This is a genomic window from Ruegeria sp. CI8, from assembly GCF_056536865.1.
On the sequence record NZ_JBQFQL010000001.1, the window covers coordinates 902,916 to 925,186 of the forward strand.

Here is a 22,271-nt window from a genome sequence, read left to right on the forward strand (position 1 = left end):
CGCCTAGTTCAGACTTGCCCGTGTCGGATCCTGCTGCAGCAGGTCACCCCAATCGGTGCGATAGGACATCTCGGCCAGTACGGTTTCCGGCAGGAACTCCTGATTTTGACGGATCTGCCAGCCCCCGCCCAGACCTTTGTAGACCGCGACCAGATTCGACGAAACCTGCTGGCGCGCCTCGATCAGGTTGGCTTGCGAGCGCAGAAGCGCGGTCTGCGTGTTTAGCACGCGGGAATAGTCTGCGATGCCGTCGCGATACTGGCTGACGGCGATGTCGGCAGCTTTGCGCGCTGCGTCGACGCTGCGTTGGTAGAACGTCACCTGTTTGCGCGCCTGGGCATAGGCGACCATGGCGCTTTCGACCTCGGAATAGGCGGTCAGCACGGTGTTCTGATAGTTGGCGATCAGCGCCTGATAGGCGGCGTCCTGCGCGCGCACGTTGTTCTTGATCCGCCCATAGTTCAGAACGTTCCAGACCACGCCGGCGCTGGCCAGACCCGTGGTGCTGTTCGAGCTGAACAGGTCGCGCCCGCCCGACGCCTGCAGGCCGATAGAGCCCGACAGGATGAACTGCGGATACAGGTCCGCCATGGCGATGCCCACCTGCGCCGATTGCGTGGCTGCGGCCAGTTCTGCCGCGCGAACGTCGGGGCGGCGGCGCAGCAATTCGGCCGGAACGCCGACGGCGACGTTCGATCTTGCCGACGGAATCCGTCCAGACGTTCCCAGCAAACCGGTCATGCGCGACGGTGTCGTGCCCAGCAGAACCGCCAGCGCGTTCTTGGCCTGCTGCAAATCGCTTTCCAACGTCGGCACCAGCGCCTTGGTGTTGTTCAGCAAGGCGGTGGACTCCTGCACATCCAATTCCGTCGTCACACCATTGTTGAACCGCAACTGGGTCAGATCATTGGCTTCCTGCTGCAGCTTGATGTTCTCGCGCGCGACGGCCAGCGACTCCTGCAGGGCGCGGATGTTGATGTACAGCGCGGCCACATCGCCCGTCAGCGTCACCAGCGCATCGTCATAGTTGGCGACCTGTAGCGCCAGGTTCGATCGCGCCGCCTGCACGCCGCGCCGCTGCGCGCCCCAGACGTCCAGTTCCCACTGGGCGTCAAATCCCACCTGCGACGTCGAAAACTCGGTATCCAGCGGAATGATCCGGTTGATATCGGCAATGGGACCGAGGTTGTCGCTGATCCGGCGCCGCTCCAATGATCCGCCCACGGCCTGAGATTGCGGATAGAGCTCGCCGAATGCGATGCCCAGTTGCGCGCGGGCCTGCAACACGCGCGCGCCTGCGACCTGAAGCGTCAGGTTCTGGGCATAGGCCTCGGCCACCAGCTTGTTCAGGGTCGGATCATTGAAGCTCTGCCACCATTTGACCACGGGGGCGCTGCGTGATGTCAGACCGCTGGCCTGGCTGGCGCTGGGGCTGTTGGCCTCCATCCACTGTTTCACGACCGGCGAGTTGGGGCGCACGAAATCCGGCCCGACCGGGGTGCAGGCAAACAGCAGCGCGGCGCTCAGCGCGGTGCCGATCAACATGCAGCGGCGGTTTCGTGGCCTGCGCGGATGGTCCGGGTTCATGTGTGTCATGCTCAGATATCCAGCGGTCGGATGAAGTTGGCGAAGGAATAGAGGCGAATGTTGATGCGCCGCAGAAACTCAAAGCTTTTCCCTTGCCCGGTATAGATGGCCACGGCCGCGTGCCCGCCAGCGGGGAAAGTATGCCCTTCGGGGACGTCGACCGAAATCTGCACCGCGATGCGCCCGGGAATTTTGGGAATCTCGAACCCCGGCAGGCGGCCGGAGGGCAGGTATTGCCCTTGCCGTGTGGCCCACCAGATGGCCTCGACCTTGCCGGTCAGAATTTCACCCGGATAAAGATCCAGCGCGACTTCGACGGGCTGACCGGGTTCGACGAATTTCAGGTTCTGCTGGCGGTATGTGGCCAGGATATAGGGCGAATCCTCAGTCACGAAGCTGGCGATGGCCCCAAGTCGGATATCACCGACCACAAGGCCGGGACGGGCCTGTTGCGAGACGATCATGCCGTTTTCAGGAGCGTAGATCGTTGTATTGTCGAGGAAATACTGTGATTCGGCCAGCTGCGCCTTGGCCTGAAGGATACCGGTGTTCACTCCGTCGATCTGTGATTCCTGCGCAAGTTGCGCCTTTCTTAGATTGGCCTCAGCCTGTTTGACCGCAGCCTGATCTTCGGTCACTTGTTCGTTCCAGCGGTCCAGTTCGTCCTGACGCGCGCCCCCGGCAGGCACCAGGTTTTCATAGCGCGCCTTCTGCGTCATCGCATAGGCCAGCTGGGCATTGGCACGCTCCACCGCCTCGGTCGCGGCGATCACGTCCTGTTCAAGGATTTTGGCGTTCTGCTCGGCAGCCACCAGTTGGGCCTGCGCGTTCTCGACGGCCAGCTTGAACACCGTGTCATCAAACCGGTACAGCGGATCGCCCTTGGTGATGGGCGTGTTGGGTTCGACCAAGACCTCGGTCAGGATGGTCGGTTGGGTCAGTTTCGGGACGATCTGGATGGTGGACCGCACCACGTGGCTGTCGATTGAGAAGGGTTGGAAGAACCGCAGCGCGACCAGGAAGATCAGCAGCAGATGGGCGCCAACCCAGAACGACACGATCCCCCAGACAATGTTGAACTTGAGCCATTGTGCTTTGAAGAAAATGAACCAGACAAAAATGATGTAGAAAAGCGTGATGCCGAGGGCGACGAACATAGTGGTGGATTTCCTTCGGCGTCAGGTTTTCTGTGGGTCGTCTGCAGCAGGGGCCCGGTACTCGTCCTTGACCTGCCCGCCAAGGCGCTCGATCTCCTTGCGGATCGCTTCGCGCTCGCCCTCGGGCAAGCGGCGGATGTCCACGGTCATGCCATCATGATAGGCCCAGATAAAGGCGTGCACCCAGGGGATGATCGCCAGAAACCCCATCCATCCCATCAGTTTGACGGCTTCGGCATGGGGGTGGTTGCGCTTGATTGCGATGCGGCCTGGCAGGCCCATGATGAACAGAAACAAGGCCATGACCGCCGCCAGCAGCAGGATCAGCGCGACGAATGTCAGGTAGTCATAATAGCCCAGCGGCTGCCCCAGTAGTCCCATCGTCGCGCCTCCTGTCTGGACGGTTGCCCCATCCTCAGTTGTTGGTGTCCAGTTCGTCAATCAATTTGTAGCTGGTCGGCGGGTCGGCGCAGATGCCCGGACCGCATTCCAACAGCGTCGAACCGGCGTTCAGCACCGCAAGACCCAGCATGATGAAGAACGCAACCTTTGCCAATGTGCTGCCGCCAAAACGTGGTTCCGCGCGCGTGTCCGAGACATACTGTTTTTCGAACATCAGCATGATCGCGGTGCCCAACAGGATCAGGAAAAAGCAGATGGCAGCCCAAGTATAGTAGTGCAGGCCCAACACCGGAGAGCCATAGTGCCCGGTTCCCGGCACGATGTGCAGAAGGATCTGCCGCACCGACACGCTGCCGCCGTAGAGGGCCGCAATCAGCATGATCGCATAGTGTTGGGGCCGCGGGCCATAAAGCAGGTTCAGGCCCAGACCAACACCAACCGCGACGAAGCCAACTCGCTGCAACAGGCAGAGCGGGCAGGGCAGTTCGTACAGCTTGAGCTGGTAGACATAGGCCAGCAGCAGAACAAGGCTGACGGCCAGCATTCCCAGGGCATTCAGAGTACGGGACAGTTCAGGTGTCATGATCGTCCCTTTCTACAACTGAATTGTCAGTTGGCTGGTGGCGTGAAACTTGAGCCAATAGACGCTCAACGCCAGCGTGAGAAAGAAAACCACGGTTCCGGCTTTTGTCCGTCCAAAGTAGTTCAGCGCCATAACGGCTGTAAGTAACGCAAATAAAAGCGCGATCATGGCTCGGTCCTCCCCTCCCGTGCAACGATTGCAATGGTGGTGATACTGTCAGGCCCGCTGCCATCTGGCAAGTTTTGGGATCGTCCGTTCGCCTTAAGTGCGAGCGAACCCTAGCCGCACACCACCAATTGAGTCTGCCATTCGTGGCAGCACGCAGCCAGTTCGGATGTGACGGGTGCGTCTGTATAGAACGTGTCGATTTCGGACAATGACGTGATGCGGGCCGGGGCCGACCGCTGGAATTTCGAGTGGTCGGCAACAAGGCTGGTATGCCGCGCCTGCGCGATGATTGTCTGGCTGACGTTCACTTCCTGAAAATCGAAATCCAGCAGATCGCCTTCGCTATCCAACGCAGAACACCCTATGACCGCGTAGTCAAACTTGAACTGGCGAATGGTCGAGACGGTCAGATTTCCGATCAGGCCTCCATCGGAGCGGCGCAGAACACCACCAGCGACCACGATCTCGCATTCAGGGTTTTCGACCAGAATGTTGGCCACGTTCATATTGTTGGTCACGACCATCAGGTTCTTATGGGTCAGAAGTTGCCGCGCTACGGCCTCGGTCGAGGTGCCGATATTCATGAACACCGATGCTCCGTCCGGTATGTCGGCGGCACACCGTTTGGCAATGCGTGTCTTGGCTTCGTCGTTCAGTCCGCGGCGGTCTTCGTAACCGATATTCGAAACGCCCGACCTCAGAACCGCGCCGCCGTGAACGCGGTCCAGCATCCCGGCATCGGACAGTTCCGACAGGTCCCGACGAATGGTCTGAACAGTGACATTGAACCGCTCGGCCAGATCTTCGACCGCGACACGCCCGTTTTGCTTGGCAAGGCTCAGGATGTCGGATTGGCGAAAGGACAGGGACATATTCGGCTCCGCGGGTGTGGCTCTGTTCGTTTTTGTTCTTTTTAGCCATCGAGCGCAAGCCTGATGTTTTCTTGACTGGGTTCCGAAGAAGAAAGAAGTGAACGACGATCAAGTTGCACGGGATGCGACAAAGCGAACAAAAACGAAAATCGAAATTGACTAAACGAGTGTCGGTCGCGTTAATGCGCGCGACCCTTTTGCAAATGGAATCATCAAACATGGAACAGTCGGACACCCAGATCACCGATCTTTTCATCATCGGTGGCGGCATCAATGGCTGCGGCATCGCGCGCGACGCGGCCGGGCGCGGGTTGAGCGTCACGCTTGCCGAGATGAACGATCTGGCCTCGGCCACCTCGTCAGCCTCGACCAAGCTGTTTCACGGAGGGCTGCGCTATCTGGAGTATTTCGAGTTCCGTCTGGTCCGCGAGGCCCTGATCGAACGTGAAACGCTTTTGCGTGCCATGCCGCATATCAGTTGGCCGATGCGGTTCGTTCTGCCGTATCACCCGGACATGCGGTTTGACTCTGAAACGCCCACGTCGCGCTTGTTGGGGACGGTCATGCCGTGGATGAAGGGGCGGCGGCCTGCCTGGCTGATCCGTTTGGGGCTGTTCATGTATGACAACCTAGGCGGCCGGAAGATTCTGCCGGGAACAAGTTCATTGAACCTGCGCACGACGCCCGAGGGTGCGCCGCTGCAGGACAAGTTCGAAACCGCGTATGAGTATTCCGATTGCTGGGTCGAGGATTCAAGGCTGGTGATCTTGAACGCACGCGATGCAGAGGCACGCGGCGCGCGGATCTTGGTGGGCACCAAGGTTCTGTCGGCCGAACGCAGCGAAGATGTTTGGCAGATCACCGTGCAGGATTGCGAAAGCGGTGAAACCCGTGAACTGCGCGCGCGGATGCTGATCAATGCGGGCGGGCCGTGGGTTGGAGACATCATTCGGACCAAGATCCGTTCGAACTCACGCGAGGGCGTGCGGCTGGTGCGCGGCAGCCATATCGTGACGCCGCGTCTCTACGACCATGACAAATGTTACTTCTTCCAAGGTGAGGACGGGCGCATCATCTTCGCCATTCCCTATGAGCAGGACTTTACACTGATCGGGACCACTGATCAGGACCACCCCGATCCGTCCGAGCCGCCCGTCTGCACCGAGGCCGAGCAGGATTATCTGTGCGCCTTCGCGTCCAAATACTTCAAGAAGCCGGTCTCGCGTGACGACATTGTCTGGACCTACTCCGGCGTGCGCCCGCTGTATGATGATGGCGCCCAAAGCGCCACGGCAGCTACGCGGGACTACACATTGAAAGTGGACGCCGAGGGCGGCGCGCCGGTCCTCAACGTGTTTGGTGGCAAGATCACAACCTATCGCCGCCTTGCCGAAAGCGCGATGGAGAAGGTGGCCGAGCACTTCCCAGACCTCTCTGGCCCTTGGACTGCGGGAGTTGCTCTGCCGGGCGGGGATTTCCCGGTCGACGGGGTCGAGGCACTGGTTGCCGGATTGAAGGCCAACTACGGATTCCTCACCGACAAATGGGCGCACCGTCTGGTACATGCGTACGGCACCGAAGCACGCATCATCCTCGGGAACGCGGTCCAAGCCGATGATCTGGGCGTCGATTTTGGCGCGACCCTGACCGAGCGTGAGCTCGAATGGCTGATGGACAAGGAATATGCCCGTACAGCGCAGGATGTGATCTGGCGTCGAAACAAACTGGGACTGCGCCTGAAACCCGAGGAGGTTGAGCAGATCGAGGCCTGGATGCAGAAGCGTCGTCGGCAAAAACTAAAAACCGGTCAGTAACCCACCAAAGAAAAACGCCCCGCGGATGTCGCGGGCCGTTTCTTTTTTCTGTCGGTCAGGCCGCCTTTTCAGAAGGATCGGGATCCTTGTTCGTGCCCTTGATCCACTCTCGCATGCTCTGCATCACCGCATAGAGGACCGGCACCAGGATCACCCCGAACAGTGTCGCGGCGAGCATCCCGCCAAATACGGCCACACCAATCGCCTTCTGGCTGGCGGCACCAGCACCGCTGGCTGCCAGCAGGGGCACAACGCCCAGCAGGAAGGACAGCGCGGTCATCATGACGGCCCGGAAACGCTGATGCGCGGCCTCGGCGGCAGCGTCCTTGACAGACAGCCCCTTGGCTCGCTGCTCCATCGCGAATTCCACGATCAGGATACCGTTCTTTGACGCAAGCCCCACCAGCATGATCATCCCGATCTGCGTGTACAGGTTGATGTCACTGCCCACGATCGCCACCGCCGCAACCGCGCCGAACAGGGCCACGATCACCGACAGCAGGATCGAGACCGGCATCGTCCAGCTTTCGTACTGTCCGACCAGGAACAAATACCCGAATAGGATCGCCAGCCCCAGGATCACCACGACCAGCCCGCCGGATGCCAGCTGTTGTTGGGCGGTTCCGGTCCATTCAAAGGCATATCCCGGGGGCAGGGCGGTCGCCGACTCTTCTGTCATCACGGTGATTGCGTCACCGGTCGACAGACCTTCTGCCGGAACCGCCGTCACCGTCGCGGAACGGAACAGGTTGTGGCGTTTCAACAGAACCGGGCCAAGCACGTTTTCGACGTCGATGAGCGTTCCCAGCGGGACCATCTCACCGGTGTTCGAGCGGACGTACAGGTTCGAGATGTCCTCGACATTGTCACGATACGACCCTTCGGCTTGGATCATCACGCGATAGACGCGGCCGAACAGATTGAAGTCGTTCACATAGTACGAGCCAAGCTGAGCCTGCATGGTCTGGAAGATTTCGGCGACCGATACGTTCAGAGTTTTTGCCTTTTCCCGATCCAGATCCACGAACAGCTGCGGGACGTTGGCCCGGAAAGTCGTGTAGGCTTGGCCGATTTCAGGCCGCTGGTTGGCAGCGTAGACAAAGGATCCCACGGCCGAGGCCAGATCCTGCGGCGAGCCGCCTCCGGTTTGCTGAACCTCCATTTCGACGCCCGCCGACATGCCAAGACCTTGGATCGGCGGCGGGTTGAATGCGACGATCGAGGCGGCGGATTCGCCGTTGGCGATGGCCAGTACCTTCTGCAGGATGGCGTCCGCCGTCAGATCCTCGTCTTGCCGTTCGTCCCAGTTGTCGAGGTTGACGAACACTGCCGCACCGTTGGTGATGGTTCCGTTCAGCAGTGAGAAACCGTTGATCAGAACGGTATTCGCCACGCCCGGGATCTCGCGGATCTGGTCATCCACGCGTTTGGATACCGCCTCGGTTCTCTCCAGTGTGGCCGCGTCGGGCAATTGGATGTCCACGAAAAGATAGCCGTTGTCTTCAAGCGGCAGGAACCCGCTGGAGGTGTTCGACATGATAGTCACGCCGCCAAAGGCAAAGCCCGCGATGATCCCGAGCGAGACCACGGGGACGATCAGCAGCTTGCGCACGATGGACACATAACCTGCGCGCATCGTCCCGATGAATTTCTCGAACACCGCCAGCAGACCCTTGGGCGGGCCTGAACGTGCCTGAAGGACCAAACCGCACAGCGCTGGCGACAAGGTCAGCGCATTGATGGACGAGATGACGACGGCGGTCGAGATCGTAACCGCGAACTGTGAATACAGTCGCCCCGAGATACCGGGCATGAAGGTCACAGGGACGAACACGGCCAGCAGAACCAGAGTTGTCGCAATGACCGGGCCGGTAATCTGCCCCATGGCCTTGCGGGTCGCTTCGGCCGGCGGCAGGCCTTCCTCGGCAATGATCCGTTCCACGTTCTCGACGACCACAATCGCGTCGTCAACCACGATCCCGATGGCCAGCACGAGTGCAAAAAGCGAGATTGTGTTCAGCGACATCCCGAACAGCAGCAGGAACGCAAATGTCCCGATCAATGAGACCGGAATCGCCACGGCCGGAATGATGGTCGCCCGCCAACTTCCCAAGAAGATGAACACGACCGAGATCACCAGAATGAAGGTCAGGATCAGCGTCGACACCACATCGTTCAGAGACTGTTCGACGAAGTCCGTAGTGTTGAAGGGAACCGCATACTCCACATCGGTCGGGAACGACCGTGAAAGACGCTCCAGTTCGGCTTCGACGCGGTCGGACACGGCCAGCGCGTTGGCGCCCGGCGCTTGGTAGATGCCGATTACCGTCGCCGGAACGGCCTGAAAATAGCCTGATGCGGCATAATATTCCGCCCCCAGTTCGACGCGCGCGATGTCACGGACCCGCACGATGGACCCAGCATCGCCGGTCCGAATGACGATATCGCCAAACTCTTTGGCCGATGTCAGGCGGCCTTTGGTCTTGATCGTGTACTGAAAGGTCTGGCCTTCAGGCACCGGCGGGGCGCCGATCGAGCCAGCGGAAACCTCGATGTTCTGTTCGCGAATGGCCGAGATCACGTCACCCGGCGTGATGGAAAGGGCGGCCATCTTGTCGGGATCCATCCAGATCCGCATCGCGTATTCCAGGTTGGTCAGAACGTCGGCCTTGCCCACGCCCTGCACCCGTGCCAGCGCATCCTTGAGGTTGATCGACGCGTAGTTCGACAGGAACACGCTGTCATAGGTGCCGTTGGGCGAGGTCAGGGTGACCAGCAACAGCATGTTGGTCGACGCTTTCTGCGTCACCACCCCCGACGAGGTGACTTCGGTCGGCAGCGAGGACATGGCCTGCGCCACACGGTTCTGCACATTGACCGATGCGATGTCGGGGTCGGTGCCCACCTCGAACGTGATGTTCAGCGAATACGAGCCGTTGTCCGAGGATGTGGACGTCATGTAGATCATGTCATCCACGCCGTTGACCTGCGCTTCGATCGGCGCGGCAACCGTGTTTTCAACGGTTTCGGCGTTAGCGCCAGTGTACGTCGTCGTGACGCTGACCACCGGCGGGGTAATGTCCGGGAATTGGGCAACCGGCAGGACCATGTAGCCGATCGCCCCCATGATTGTCAGCACAAGCGAGATCACAAGTGCCAGCTTGGGCCGGCTGATGAACAGGGCGGAAAACATCAGTTATTCTCCCGGCTGTTCAGAGGCGACAACGGCGTCAACGGCAACACCCGGGCGCACCCTTTGCAGCCCTTCCACGATGACGCTTTCGCCCTCGCGCAGACCTTCCTTGACGATCACGGCAGAACCGACCGTGTCGCCGGTCGTGATGTAGCGCTGTTCGACCATCTGCTTGTCGTTGACGACCAGCACAAACTCTCCGCGTTGATCTCGCTGCAGGGCAGCTTGAGGGATCAGCACTTCAAGCGTGGGTTCAAGCGCTTCGATGTGAACGTTCAGAAAGGCGCCATCCACGATCAGACGTTTGTCGTTTGCAAACTCGGCGCGCAGGGTGATCGCGCCGGTCAACGGGTCGATCCGGTTGTCCACGAACACGATCTTGCCGGTTTCTTCTAGCTCGGTACCATTGGGCAGCGTAAGCCGGACAACCGGGCTCTTGTTGCTTTCAGCAAGGGTGGAGGCGGTCTCACCAACGGTCTGAAGAACGGAGGTGAACTGCTTCTCATTCAACGAGAAATTAACGTAGATCGGCGCTTCGCTGATCAGGTTGACCAGCGGTTCCGTGTTGGGGCCGACCACGTCGCCGACGCTGGTGCTGATCCGACCGATCCGGCCGGAAAACGGCGCGTGGATCTGCGTGTAGTCCAGATCAAGCTGCGCCTGTTGAATGGCTGCGTTGGCCGCTTTGACTTCGGCTTCGGCGACCAGCTCGTTCGCGCGGGCAATGTCGCGCTCGGATTCCGGCGTTGCGTCGCGCCTGTACAGTTCTTCCTTGCGGGCCAGGTCGACCTTGGCCAGTTCCAGATTGGCTTCGGCCCGATCAAGATCCGCTTTTCGGGCGTCCAGCGTGGCCTGGTACAGGTCGGGCTCAATGGTAAACAGCAGATCACCCTCGTTGACCAACGAGCCTTCTTCGACATTCCGGCTTTCCAGGAAGCCGCTGACTCGTGCGATGATATCCACGTTGTCCGTGGCTTCGGCCCGCCCGATAAAAACAGCCTCCTCGGTGATTTCCTGTGTGTATGCGGCCGCAATCGAAACCTTGGGCGGCGGTGCATCCGACTGATCCTGGGCAAATGCGACCGGTGTAAACGCAAGGCATGCCAGCAGTGTCGCGCAAAGGCCGAGACGCGAGAGCGTTCGATTGCTGGTCGTGTGGGTAAGCGTCTTTTCAACGGTCATTGCGAGTGCCTCATTCAAACCGGGATTTGGGTCGAGCCGGACCGTTCCTGAAGCCCGAGTCGACTAAACTCCAAGTCAGGATGGAGGCATTGTTGAAAATTCTCAAGTATTTGAATTTTAAACGCTCGAACCCTGTCCGGGGATGTCTCGGCCGTCGAACCAATTTCGTCCGACGATTTCATCGGATCGGTCGGGTCAGTTGGCTGAAAAAAAGGGGGCCGCCGGCCCCCTTGCTGTACTCAGCTCCGCACTCCGGCAAAGTGTGTTTGCCAATCTTCGCGCTGTTCGTCGGTGATCTTGGCGAACAGAACGTCCGGCACCGTGAATGCGTGTCCGGCGGGCAGGGCGTTCAGCGCGGCCTCCACGTCCTCGGGCCAGCTGGTATCGAGCGTGTTCATCGCGCTCAGCATTCTGGCCGAAGTTTCAGGGATGAACGGCGCGCTGAGTACCGCATAAAGCCGGATCAGGTTCAGGCCCAGCCGCACCTGCGCGGCGGCCTGTTCCGGGTCTTCTTTGAAGGTGGACCAAGGCGCAGCGGCCTGCAGGTATTCGTTGCCCGCAACCCAGATCGCACGCAGTTCCTGCGCCGATTTGCGGACCTCCATCGCCTCCATGTGCGCCTCGTAGGCGCGAATGCGCTTGGTCAGTTCCTCGATCAGCGCCTGTTCGCGTTCACCGTATTCGCCACCGGACGGAACCTCTTCACCGAATTTCGAGCGGCAGAACTTGGTGATCCGGCTGACGAAATTGCCCAACACGTCCGCCAGGTCCTTGTTGACCGATTGCTGGAAGTTCTCCCAGGTGAATTCGCTGTCGCTGCTTTCGGGCGCATGGCTCAGCAGCCACCAGCGCCAGTAGTCGGCGGGCAGGATGTCCAGCGCCTGGTCCATGAAGACGCCGCGGCCCTGGCTGGTCGAGAACTGTCCGCCGTCATAGTTCAGATAGTTGAACGACTTCAGGTGATCGACCAGCTTCCACGGCTCACCCGAGCCGAGGATGGTGGCCGGGAAGGACAGGGTGTGGAACGGCACGTTGTCCTTGCCCATGAACTGCACGTAACGCACGTCGTCGGCGCCCTTGTCGGTGCGCCACCAGCGTTCCCATTCCGCATCCGACTTGCCGTGGGCGTCGGCCCATTCCTTGGCGCAGGCGATGTATTCGATCGGCGCGTCGAACCAGACGTAGAAGACCTTGCCCTCCATGCCGGGCCAGTCCTCGTCGCCCTTCTTGACCGGGATGCCCCAGTCCAGATCGCGGGTGATGCCGCGGTCCTGCAGGCCGTCGCCGTCATGCAGCCATTTCTTGGCGATCGAGGTGGTCAGCACCGGCCAGTCGCTCTTGCTGTCGATCCAGGCGTCGAGCTGATCCTTCATCGCCGACTGGCGCAGGTACAGGTGCTTGGTCTCGCGCACCTCAAGGTCGGTCGAGCCGGAAATCGCGCTGCGCGGGTCGATCAGATCGGTCGGGTCCAGCTGCTTGGTGCAGTTCTCGCACTGGTCGCCGCGGGCCTTTTCGTAACCGCAGTTGGGGCAGGTGCCTTCGATGTAGCGGTCGGGCAGGAACCGGCCATCGGCGTTGGAATAGACCTGCTTTTCGGTCACTTCGCGGATCAGCCTGGCCTCGGCCAGCTTGCCGGCGAAATGCTGGGTCAGCTTGTGGTTCTGCGGGCTGGACGACCGGCCGAAATGATCGAAGCTCAGGCCAAAGCGTTTGGCGATGTCGGCCTGCACCTCGTGCATCTCGGCGCAGTATTCGGCCACCGGTTTGCCCGCCTTGGCCGCGGCCAGCTCGGCCGGGGTGCCGTGTTCGTCGGTGGCGCACAGGAACATGACCTCGTTGCCACGGCCGCGCTGGTAGCGCGCGAACAGATCCGCCGGCAGCTGCGAGCCGATCAGGTTGCCAAGGTGCTTGATCCCGTTGATGTAGGGAATTGCCGAGGTAATGAGAATCCGAGCCATGTTTGGTTTCCGCCTAACTGTCTGCGCGCGCTCTATCAAACCGGATCGGGAAATCCCAGCCCCAGAATGCTATCGCCCTTCGCGCGAGCGTTTCAGCAGGCGGCCGATGGTGAAGGACGTGCGCGGCGCGTAGACGTAGTTGGTGCGTTCCTCAGGTGTCGGGCGCGAGCGCATCCGCGCCAGTCCAAACACGATCAGAACCGCGTGGCCCAATGCCACGAAGGCAAACAGCGCGCCGGGGCCGAATTGCTCGATCAGCGTCGAGGAAACATAGGGCGAGGCGATAGCCCCCAGCGCATACCAGAACATCAGCGCCGCCGACAGTTCCACCCGCTGCTCGGTGGTGGCGAAGTCGTTGGCATGCGCGGATGAGATCGAGAATATCGGAAAGGTCGTTATTCCGAACAATCCGGCGGCCAGCATGACGCCCACAGTGCCCGTGCCGCTGGCGGCCATGGTGATGCTGCAACTGACAACGGCGGCAATCGACATCCAGATCAGCACCCAGCGCCGGTCGTATTTGTCGGCCAGCCACCCGACCGGATACTGCGCCAGCGCGCCGCCCAGTACAAAGGCGGCCAGAAAGAACGCGATCTGATCGACGCCCAGCCCAACCTCTTGTCCGTAGACGGGACCAACCATCCGAAACGAAGCAGAGCTGATGGCCGAGACGATCACTCCAGCCACCGCCAAGGGCGAGCAATGCCAGGCCAGCTTGGGCCGCAAACGCGGTGCGTCCGGGGTTTCGGGCTGGCTGGCGCGCGTCAGGGTCAGCGGCAGCAACGAGGCACAGCACAGGATGGCCAGCAGGTTGTAAGAGACATAAGAGGCAGGCGGCAGAACGGCGATGATCAACTGCGCGCTGAGAGAGGCTCCCATATCGGCCAACCGATATGTGCCCATGGCGCGGCCGCGGGTTTCGTTGGTGACTTTGGCGTTCAGCCAGGCCTCGATGACGGTATAACAACCCGCTACGCAGGTGCCCGAGGCAATGCGCAGCGCGGCCCAGGCATAGGGGTTTTCGGTCAGCGTGTGGCCAATCAGACCCATCGCGCCCAGAGCCGTGCAGACCGCAAAGGCGCGCGAGTGCCCGATGGATCCCATCAGTCTTGGCGCCCACCAGCATCCTGCGAAAAAGCCCAAAAAGTGAGCCGAGCCCAAAAGGCCGATCTGTTCGGTCGAAAACCCCAGCGTCAGGCCGGATATCGCGTCCAGGGGACCCACGCCGCCCGTGGAAAGCTGCAAAAGAATGACCGAAAGAAAAAGGGCGGCGAATGAGATGATGGTACGCATGGGTCCAGTAGATGTCCGAATGGCGCATGTCGATGCGCGCGGCTATTCGACTTTGTGGTGTCGTTTTCCGCCAGTTTCAGGGTTTTCTGCGAATTTCGGTTCGTATGTTCAATCCCACAGTTTCGTCGACCAGGTCCGCATAGCCGGTGGCGCCGAAATCGTTCCGGTTCAACGCGCCGGTCAAATGGATGAACAGCCGGTCCAGATCGTCCTTTGCGGAACCCGGCGGGCGATAAAGCGCGGCATCGAGAGTGATCGGACGAGTCACGTCGCGCACCGTCAAATCGCCGGTGACGGTCGCTCCGTCGGAAATGCGTCCGCCGGGGCCAAGGCTGACGGCCGTCGAGACGAAGTGGATAGATGGAAACCGCGCGGCATCCAACACGGATCGGCTTAGCATCGGGCCGCGTGCAAACGGCAGTTTCGTGCGTGCCTCGGCGACGTTCAGGACGACGTCGACCATGCTGTTGCGCAGGTTTTTCGTGTCCACCAGAACGTCAGCGGTCTGGATCGGCATGGTGCCGGTCTGGGCCGAGCCAGCCAGACCGAATGTGAATTCGATCAATGTCCCTTGTGTTTCAAGTATATACGGAACCGGGGCGGCCACGGCGTGCCGCACCAAGGGCAGCGATGCCAGCCCCGCCAGTACCAGAGTTCGGCGGGTCAGGCGGCTCATGCCGGAACCCGCCCCTGGCGCGGCCGCGAGCGCATCAGCAGTGTCGCAATAATGGCGATGTTCAGCCCGTTCCACAGGATCCCGTTCACGAAGGCCAGTTCATACTGCCCGGTCACGTCATAGATCCAGCCGGACATCCAGCCACCCAGCGCCATGCCCATGATCGTCATCATCATCACGAAACCGACCCGTGCCCCGGCTTCTTGCGGGGGCATGTATTCGCGGACGACCAGCGCATAGCTGGGCACGATGCCGCCCTGCGCCAGTCCGAACAACAGGCTGATGACATAGAGCGACACCATCCCGTCATAAGGCAGGAACAGGAACAGGGCGATGCATTGCAGGATCGACCCGATCAGCAACGTGTGAACGCCGCCCAACTTGTCTGCCACCAGCCCCGAGATGATCCGGCTGACGACACCGCCCATCAGCATGAGCGACAGCATCTCGGCCCCGACCGCCGGGCCATAGCCCAAGCCTACGCAGTACGAGACGATGTGGACCTGCGGCATCGACATTGCGACGCAGCAGCCAATTCCGGCGAGGCCCAGAACATATTGCAGGGTCCGCGGCGACAGGCCGACGCTGCGCGCGTTGATCTGCGCGGCGGCTGCGGCGGTGCCATGCGCCTCGGCCGGGACCTGCCGGCGCAGCAGCAGCGACAGCGGGATGACAACGATCAGGGTGATGACCGCCAATGTCAGATAGACCTGCTGCCACCCGTCGCGGGCGAGGATACCGGACAGGAGCGTGGGCCAGATCGCGCCGGACAGATAGTTTCCGCTGGCCACCAGCGCCACGGCGATCCCGCGTCGGCGCAGGAACCAGTGCGAGATGTCGGCGATCAGCGGGCCGAACCCGACGGCGGTGCCCAGGCCCAGCAGCAGATGCGCCACCGACAGCATCGTGATCGTCGGCGCCCATGTCGCCAGCAGATAGCTGAGCGCGCTGAGGCCTGCGGCACCGATCAGCGCCTTGGTCACGCCCAGCCGGTCCACCACCTGACCCAGCCACATGTTGCCAAGCGCAAATCCGATCATGGCCAGCGTGTAGGGCATCGAGGCCTCGGCCCGGCTGGCGCCGAACTGGGTCTCGATCGCGGGCATCACCACGATCACCGCCCACATGCCCACATTGGCCACCGCCGCAATGGCCAGCGTGACCAGAAGGCGAAGCCAGGAATAGCGGCTGTCGTGGATCGGATGGGTCATTTCGGCACGCTAGGGGGCGGGATGCAGTTTGACCAGTCACAACTTGCGTGATCCGGGGCCGGTCGGTCAGGCGCAGGTTTCCTCGGCGCCGATCCGTTGCAGGTGCAGCCCGGCGCGCGGCGCGGTCTGGGTGGCGTGCCAGCTGACCGGGGGCAGGGCGCGGGCGCGGCGGCGGGTCAGGGTCCAGCGGCGGGTCTGGCCCGTGTGCGCCGGGGCCATGTGCCAGCGCGTCTCGATCCCCTGCGCGCCGCCGTCGCCCGGGGTCAGCAGCAGCCCCAGCGGGGCCTGACCCATCGTGCCCCCCTGTTCGGCGGCCAGATGCATCCGGCGCACCGGCGTCAGACCCGGTGCCCCCGGCAGATCGCCGACCACCAGCGGCACCGCCCCGCTGCGCAGCGCCTCTTCGATGCACCACAGCAGGTCCTCGGCCCGGGTGGGGCGGACGAACAGGAAACGGGCGGGATCGGCAAAGGGCATCATGCCGTCGGGGTTCAGCTGATCGGCCTCCCACGCGGGCGAGATCCACAGAACCGGCCCCTGCGCCTGACCGGCCAGCCACATGGCAAAGCTGCGCCGCGCGGGGCCGCAGGCCTCGTGCACGCGGGCCAGTTGCAGCGAAATCTCATCATGCAGGGTCAGCCCCGGCGCCGCGCGCGCCGGTTTGCGGCCAAGAAGATGCGTGGACATGGCCGAATGCTAGCATGTTCGTACTTTGTTCTCAATCCCGAAAGCCGCCATTCAGCGCGACAGGATCATCCGGCCGTCAGAAAACTGGATGTTGGAAAAACGGTGCAGGTAATCCATGCCCAGCAGGGACTGGTCCAGATCTCCTCCGTTGATCCATGCCGCAACATTTCGGTCCGTGATGGGCCCCAACGCCAGGCTGTCGAGGCGCACAGGCGCAGTCTGGACCACCCCATTTGCGGTCGAGGCACGCCCGTGAAAGGTCAGCTGACCGGTATCGAATCCGACGCGCTCCGCGTCCTGCGGGCTCAGCACGATCTGGCTGGCCCCGGTATCCACCAGGAATGTCACCGGTTTGCTATTCACCAGCATCGGCAAGTAGTAGTGCCCGTCGAACGAGCGGGGTACTTCGATCACATCTCCGGTCACGGACATCTGCGGAGATACGCCAACGGTCGAGCGGATGTCGCCCCAAAGGCCGACAACGGCAATGATCCCGAAGAAGATGAAGACCCAGGCCATAGCCATCTGCAGGGTCTTCCCCAACGACTGCCGATTGTGAGTGAAGAACCACATCAGCAGTGCGGCTCCCAGCAGAACCAGATAGGCCAACCGTCCAAAATCGTTACCATCCATGCGGGCACCCGAAACCTTCTTTCATAAGGTCAATATGGGGTTTCAGGACGCGAACCCAAAGGCCTTGAGCCCGTCAAGAATGAACTGAACCGACAGCGCGGCCAGCAACATGCCCAGAAGGCGGGTCAGCACGGTCAGGCCGGTCTTGCCCAGAATGCGCGCGATCAGGCCGCTGGACAAGAAGAACAGCAATACAACCGCCATCACGGCAAGCATCACGCCGACAGCGGCAGCGATGCCCTGAATGCCGGGGTGCTCACCGGCCAGAAGGATGATCGTTGCGATCGATCCGGGCCCGGCCACCAGCGGAATGGCCAGCGGAAAGACCGAGGGGTCAGGGTGCTCTTCTTCTTCCGCTCGGTCCTCGCGCCGCTTGTTGCGCCGCTCGAACAGCATGTCGAGCGCGGTCAGAAACAGCAATGCGCCGCCAGCGACCTTGAAAGCCTCCATCGAGATGCCGACAAAGCCGAGAACCGCCTCTCCGAAAGCGGCGAAGGCGATAAGGATGCCCGAAGCGGTCAGGCACGTGCGGTAGGCGACGCGGCGACGGGTGGCCGGGTCCATTCCTTGTGTCAGCGCGACGAAGATCGGTGCGGTGCCAAAGGGATCGATCACAACGAACAGGGTTGTGAACGCGGTTATGAAGAATGCCATTTCGATCATGCGGCGGCCTCTGCGCTTTCCAGCCGCTCGGCGGCGGCGACCCACAGCGCCTCGGCGCGGGACATGGCCTCGACCACCTCGGCGAATTTTCGGTTCCAGGTTTCCAGATCAGCGATCCGGTCATCTTCGTACAAGGCCGGGTCGGACAATTTGGCCGAGAGCTTTTCGTGCATGTCCGTCAATTTCTCCAGCCGTTCCTCGCATTTCCGCAGGTCGGCCCGTAGCGCGAGAATGGTATCGCGAGAGGCGCGTTTGGGTTTGGCGGCCGGTTTTTCCCGGGCCGGTGGTTTGTCGCGCGCCAGCAGCATCTGGCGATAGGCTTCCAGGTCGCCGTCAAAGGGTTTGACCGTGCCGTCCGAGACCAACCACAGCCGATCGGCCACCAGCCCCAGCAGGTGCATGTCGTGGCTGACCAGAACCACAGCACCGGAATAAGCGGTCAGCGCCTCGACCAGGGCCTCGCGGCTTTCGATGTCCAGATGATTGGTCGGCTCGTCGAGGATCAGCATGTGCGGCGCGTCGATCGTCGCGATCAGCAGCGACAGGCGCGCTTTCTGGCCGCCTGAAAGCCGGCCCACCTCGGTTTCGGCCTGATCCGCGCCCAACCCGAAACCGGCCAGACGCGCGCGCAGCTGGGCCGGGGTCTCGGTCGGGCGCAGGCGCCGCAGGTGATCCAGCGGTGTTTCGTCCACATGCAGCTCATCCACCTGATGCTGGGCGAAATACCCGATGCGCAGCTTGCTGCTGCGAGTCATCTTGCCAGCCATCAGGGGCAACCGGTCCGACAGCAGCTTGGACAGTGTCGATTTTCCCTGACCGTTCTTCCCCAACAGCGCGATCCGGTCGTCCTGATCAATGCGCAGGTTCAGCCGGCGCAGCACCTCGGTGTCGCCATAGCCGGTGACGCCGCCCTCAATCTGAATGATCGGGGGCGACAGTTCCTCGGGCTCGGGGAACGAGAAGGCGCGCAAGGCGGCCTCCTGCGGGGTCGAGATCAACTGGATCCGTTCGATCATCTTCAGCCGCGATTGTGCCTGAACGGCCTTGGACGCCTTGTAGCGGAACCGGTCAACGAAGCTTTGCAGATGGGCGATGCGGGCCTTGGCCTTGGCGTTTTCGGCCTCGGCCTGAGCCAGACGTTCGGCGCGGCGTTCGGCGAACTTGTCGTAGGGCACCGCGTAATAGGTCAGCTGGCGGTCTTCCAGATGCAGGATCGAGCCGACCGCCCGGTTCAGCAGGCCCCGGTCGTGGCTGATGACGATGACCGTATGCGGATATTTTGCCAGATAGCTTTCCAGCCACAGCGCGCCTTCAAGGTCCAGATAGTTGGTCGGTTCGTCCAGCAGCAGCAGGTCGGGCTGTGAGAAAAGAACCGCCGCCAAAGCGACCCGCATCCGCCAGCCGCCCGAGAAATCGGAGCAGGGCCGCTGCTGATCGGCATCGTCAAAGCCCAGCCCCTTGAGGATCGTAGCCGCTCGGGCTTCGGCCGACCAGGCGTCGATATCGGCCAGCCGGGTCTGAATCTCGGCAATCCGGTCGGGGTCGGTGGCCTGCTGCGCCTCGGCCATCAGGGCGCTGCGCTCGGTGTCGGCGGCGAGGACCGTGTCGATCAGCGACACATTGGACGAGGGTACCTCTTGCGACACGCCGCCGATCCGCGCGCGGCGGGGCAGGGTAATGCTGCCCGATTCCAGCGCCAACTCGCCCCGGATCAGGCGGAACAGAGTGGTCTTGCCGGTGCCGTTGCGGCCGACCAGACCGACCTTGTGGCCTTCGGGAATGGTCGCGCTGGCGCCCTCGAACAGAGGGCGGCCTTCGACCGAATAGGTGATGTTCTCGATCCGTAGCATGGGCCGCTCTTAGCAGAGCGATACTGGCACCGCCAGACGCAAGCCATGTGCAAACCGCATGTGCTGTGCTAGCGCTTTTGCAGATGAACGAAATTCGGATGTTGGGATGCGGGCGGCACAAACTCCACCCTCTTTGGTGACCCTTGTTCTGGCGACGGGGCTGTCCGTGCTGTCATTGAACATGTTCCTTCCGTCGCTTGCGAACATGGCGGTCGATTTTCGGGCGGATTATGCGCTGGTGAACCTGTCGATCGCGGCCTATCTGGCCGTGTCCGCCGTGCTGCAACTGATCCTGGGCCCGATGTCCGACCGGTTCGGGCGCAGGCCGGTTCTTTTGACCTGCATGGCGGTCTTTGTGACCGCGTCACTTGGCTGTGTTTTGGCGGAGTCGATCTGGACCTTTCTGGGGTTCCGTCTGATGCAGGCCGCCGTGGTTGGGGGCTCGGTGCTGTCTGCCGCGTCGATCCGCGACCAGTTTCCGCCCAACGAGGCCGCAAGCAAGCTGGGATATGTCGCCATGGCAATGGCTTTGGCGCCGATGCTGGGCCCGATGCTGGGCGGCACTTTGGAAATGCTGTTCGGCTGGCGGGCCGGGTTCGTCTTTTACACGGTTGCAGGGGCGGCGCTGCTGACGCTGCTCTGGGCGGATATGGGCGAGACCAACCACAACCGCTCTGCCACCTTTGCCGCGCAGATGCGCGAATACCCGCACCTGTTCCGTGCCCGGCGGTTCTGGGGCTACGCGTTGTGCGCGGCATTCTCGATCGGGGGGTTCTACAGTTTCATCACCGGGGCGCCCCTGGTGGCCGCCGCCTGGTTCGATCTGAGCCCCGCCACACTGGGCCTGGGGATCGGCATCATCACCGGCGGTTTCATGGTCGGCAATTTCGTAACGGGTCGGATCGCCGCGCGTACTCGGCTGACGACGATGATTCTGGCCGGGCGCATCATCGCCTCGGTCGGGCCGTTCTGCGGGCTGTTGCTGTTTTTAGGGGGGATGGGGTCGGTCTGGGTGTTTTTTGGATCAGCCATATTTGTTGGTTTTGGAAACGGTTTGACGAACGCCAACGCGTCTGCGGGCGTCATGTCGGTTCGACCGCAACTGGCCGGCAGCGCGGCGGGCCTGTCGGGCGCTCTGATCGTCGCGCTCGGTGCGGTCATCACTTCGATCACCGGAGCTGCGGTCAGCCCCGAAAACGGCCCGTATCTGGTGCTGTCGATGATGGCAGGCAGCAGCTTTCTGGGCCTTTTGGCCGTTCTGTATGTCCGTTGGGTGGATGCACGGGACCCGCTTCCCGACGCAATCTGACGCCCAAAGGCGCGATCGCGCCATCATTCCACTTTTCACGGGCGAAATACCGTGTTAGGCGGCGCGCGATGAATTTCGCGCGGCCCAGCCCGCGCCGTCAGACCAAGGAGAGGCCCGATATGGCACTGGAACGCACTTTTTCGATCATCAAGCCCGATGCAACCCGCCGCAACCTGACCGGCAAGATCAACGCCAAGTTCGAGGAAGCCGGCCTGCGCATCGTCGCGCAGAAGCGCATCCACATGACCAAGGAACAAGCCGGCAAGTTCTACGAAGTTCATGCCGAGCGTCCGTTCTATGACGAACTGTGCGAGTTCATGTCGTCGGCACCGGTTGTCGTTCAGGTTCTGGAAGGCGAAAACGCCATCGCCAAGAACCGTGAAGTCATGGGTGCAACCAACCCCGCCGATGCGGCACCGGGCACCATCCGCGCCGAATTCGCCGAGTCCGTCGGTGAGAACTCGGTTCACGGCTCGGACGCGCCGGAAACCGCAGCGGTTGAGATCGCATATTTCTTCTCGGGCATCGAACTGGTCGGCTAAGCCGCACCACGATACCTGTCGAGATTGCCGCGTCCGATTTCGGGCGCGGTTTTTTGTTGGTCAGACGGATTTCAGATCGTCAGGGCCGACACGTACACCGATGGCATCCAGATCCGCGACGATCCGGGACGCCGGAGCTTGGTTTGTTGACGATTTCAAAGCATCGAACCTTGCGCGCAGGGCTTTCTTTTCTTCGCCCTTGCAATCGTTCCAGGGGCGGCCCTGCAAGCCCATGACCAACACGTAATAGCCGATGAAATGAGGCCGGGTTCCGGCCTGTATCAGCCGGGCATAAGCCGCATCGGCACCAAGTTCGCGTAGCTCTTCGGCCGAGTGGATGCCCGCACGGGCACAGGCCTGCTCGAAAGCAGGTCCAAGATTGCGGATGGAAGACACAGGTTCGGGCATGTTTCTTTCTTAGCTTTGCCAGGGCGTGCTGTCACTGCCCGCCGGAACGTTGTGCGACGAATTCCGTTGCGCTAGGCATTGAG

Annotated in this window: 20 protein-coding genes; 3 read left to right on the top strand and 17 right to left on the bottom strand. The window is 61.7% G+C overall.

The window, feature by feature from the left end; all coding sequences use genetic code 11:
• Positions 1 to 3: 3 nt before the first annotated feature.
• From ACR0DA_RS04400 to ACR0DA_RS04425, 6 genes are all read right to left on the bottom strand, one after another.
• Positions 4 to 1,596 carry an efflux transporter outer membrane subunit gene (locus ACR0DA_RS04400; protein ID WP_480753091.1) on the bottom strand — a complete coding sequence of 531 codons (1,593 nt, stop codon included), beginning with the start codon at positions 1,594 to 1,596 and terminating at the stop codon, positions 4 to 6.
• Between the two features lie 2 nt (positions 1,597 to 1,598).
• Complete coding sequence (locus tag ACR0DA_RS04405) at positions 1,599 to 2,744, bottom strand: HlyD family secretion protein (protein WP_480753093.1); 1,146 nt, start codon at positions 2,742 to 2,744, stop codon at positions 1,599 to 1,601.
• A 21-nt stretch (positions 2,745 to 2,765) separates the two neighbouring features.
• Positions 2,766 to 3,125: a DUF3302 domain-containing protein gene (locus ACR0DA_RS04410; RefSeq protein ID WP_093961840.1), complete on the bottom strand. Its 360-nt coding sequence runs from the start codon at positions 3,123 to 3,125 to the stop codon at positions 2,766 to 2,768.
• A 34-nt stretch (positions 3,126 to 3,159) separates the two neighbouring features.
• Positions 3,160 to 3,729 (bottom strand): disulfide bond formation protein B, encoded by a 570-nt coding sequence (locus ACR0DA_RS04415; protein WP_170339003.1) that lies wholly within the window; start codon positions 3,727 to 3,729, stop codon positions 3,160 to 3,162.
• A 12-nt stretch (positions 3,730 to 3,741) separates the two neighbouring features.
• Complete coding sequence (locus ACR0DA_RS04420) at positions 3,742 to 3,897, bottom strand: DUF5993 family protein (RefSeq protein WP_480753095.1); 156 nt, start codon at positions 3,895 to 3,897, stop codon at positions 3,742 to 3,744.
• Positions 3,898 to 4,007: 110 nt separating this feature from the next.
• Positions 4,008 to 4,769, bottom strand: a complete 762-nt coding sequence (locus ACR0DA_RS04425) for a DeoR/GlpR family DNA-binding transcription regulator (protein ID WP_480753096.1) — start codon at positions 4,767 to 4,769, stop codon at positions 4,008 to 4,010.
• A 218-nt stretch (positions 4,770 to 4,987) separates the two neighbouring features.
• Between ACR0DA_RS04425 and glpD the strand changes: the two genes are divergently transcribed.
• Positions 4,988 to 6,583, top strand: a complete 1,596-nt coding sequence (gene glpD / locus ACR0DA_RS04430) for a glycerol-3-phosphate dehydrogenase (protein ID WP_480753098.1) — start codon at positions 4,988 to 4,990, stop codon at positions 6,581 to 6,583.
• A gap of 55 nt (positions 6,584 to 6,638) precedes the next feature.
• Here the strand turns inward: glpD and ACR0DA_RS04435 are convergent, their stop codons facing one another.
• The 10 genes from ACR0DA_RS04435 to ACR0DA_RS04480 all read right to left on the bottom strand — a co-directional run bounded on the left by ACR0DA_RS04435 (position 6,639) and on the right by ACR0DA_RS04480 (position 19,929).
• Positions 6,639 to 9,776 (bottom strand): efflux RND transporter permease subunit, encoded by a 3,138-nt coding sequence (locus tag ACR0DA_RS04435; RefSeq protein WP_170357584.1) that lies wholly within the window; start codon positions 9,774 to 9,776, stop codon positions 6,639 to 6,641.
• Between the two features lie 3 nt (positions 9,777 to 9,779).
• Complete coding sequence (locus tag ACR0DA_RS04440; RefSeq protein WP_170339557.1) at positions 9,780 to 10,958, bottom strand: efflux RND transporter periplasmic adaptor subunit; 1,179 nt, start codon at positions 10,956 to 10,958, stop codon at positions 9,780 to 9,782.
• A gap of 239 nt (positions 10,959 to 11,197) precedes the next feature.
• Positions 11,198 to 12,916: a methionine--tRNA ligase gene (gene metG, locus ACR0DA_RS04445; RefSeq protein WP_480753099.1), complete on the bottom strand. Its 1,719-nt coding sequence runs from the start codon at positions 12,914 to 12,916 to the stop codon at positions 11,198 to 11,200.
• Between the two features lie 69 nt (positions 12,917 to 12,985).
• On the bottom strand, positions 12,986 to 14,209 hold the full coding sequence (locus ACR0DA_RS04450; protein ID WP_170363635.1) for an MFS transporter: 1,224 nt from the start codon (positions 14,207 to 14,209) through the stop codon (positions 12,986 to 12,988).
• 76 nt (positions 14,210 to 14,285) lie between these two features.
• On the bottom strand, positions 14,286 to 14,885 hold the full coding sequence (locus tag ACR0DA_RS04455) for a YceI family protein (protein WP_170338990.1): 600 nt from the start codon (positions 14,883 to 14,885) through the stop codon (positions 14,286 to 14,288).
• Positions 14,882 to 16,096 carry an MFS transporter gene (locus ACR0DA_RS04460; protein WP_170339548.1) on the bottom strand — a complete coding sequence of 405 codons (1,215 nt, stop codon included), beginning with the start codon at positions 16,094 to 16,096 and terminating at the stop codon, positions 14,882 to 14,884. Before ACR0DA_RS04460 ends, ACR0DA_RS04455 begins: the two co-directional genes overlap by 4 nt.
• 66 nt (positions 16,097 to 16,162) lie before the next feature.
• Positions 16,163 to 16,783: an ImuA family protein gene (locus ACR0DA_RS04465; protein ID WP_170366968.1), complete on the bottom strand. Its 621-nt coding sequence runs from the start codon at positions 16,781 to 16,783 to the stop codon at positions 16,163 to 16,165.
• A gap of 51 nt (positions 16,784 to 16,834) precedes the next feature.
• Entirely contained in the window at positions 16,835 to 17,416 is a 582-nt protein-coding gene (locus ACR0DA_RS04470; RefSeq protein WP_480753101.1) for a retropepsin-like aspartic protease family protein, read from the bottom strand.
• Between the two features lie 42 nt (positions 17,417 to 17,458).
• Positions 17,459 to 18,079, bottom strand: coding sequence for a MarC family protein (locus ACR0DA_RS04475; protein ID WP_093961850.1), 621 nt, complete (start codon positions 18,077 to 18,079; stop codon positions 17,459 to 17,461).
• Positions 18,076 to 19,929: an ABC-F family ATP-binding cassette domain-containing protein gene (locus ACR0DA_RS04480; RefSeq protein WP_170433047.1), complete on the bottom strand. Its 1,854-nt coding sequence runs from the start codon at positions 19,927 to 19,929 to the stop codon at positions 18,076 to 18,078. The genes ACR0DA_RS04475 and ACR0DA_RS04480 overlap by 4 nt, the downstream gene beginning before the upstream one ends.
• Before the next feature lie 106 nt (positions 19,930 to 20,035).
• Between ACR0DA_RS04480 and ACR0DA_RS04485 the strand changes: the two genes are divergently transcribed.
• Together ACR0DA_RS04485 and ndk are read left to right on the top strand one after the other, a co-directional pair.
• Positions 20,036 to 21,238, top strand: coding sequence for a multidrug effflux MFS transporter (locus tag ACR0DA_RS04485; RefSeq protein WP_480753103.1), 1,203 nt, complete (start codon positions 20,036 to 20,038; stop codon positions 21,236 to 21,238).
• Positions 21,239 to 21,357: 119 nt separating this feature from the next.
• The gene (ndk, locus tag ACR0DA_RS04490; protein WP_027237357.1) at positions 21,358 to 21,780 is read left to right on the top strand and encodes a nucleoside-diphosphate kinase; all 423 of its coding nucleotides are present in this window, start codon (positions 21,358 to 21,360) and stop codon (positions 21,778 to 21,780) included.
• Between the two features lie 60 nt (positions 21,781 to 21,840).
• Here ndk and ACR0DA_RS04495 read toward each other — a convergent pair whose 3' ends face one another.
• Positions 21,841 to 22,188, bottom strand: a complete 348-nt coding sequence (locus ACR0DA_RS04495) for a TfoX/Sxy family protein (protein WP_170339541.1) — start codon at positions 22,186 to 22,188, stop codon at positions 21,841 to 21,843.
• Positions 22,189 to 22,271 lie beyond the last annotated feature (83 nt).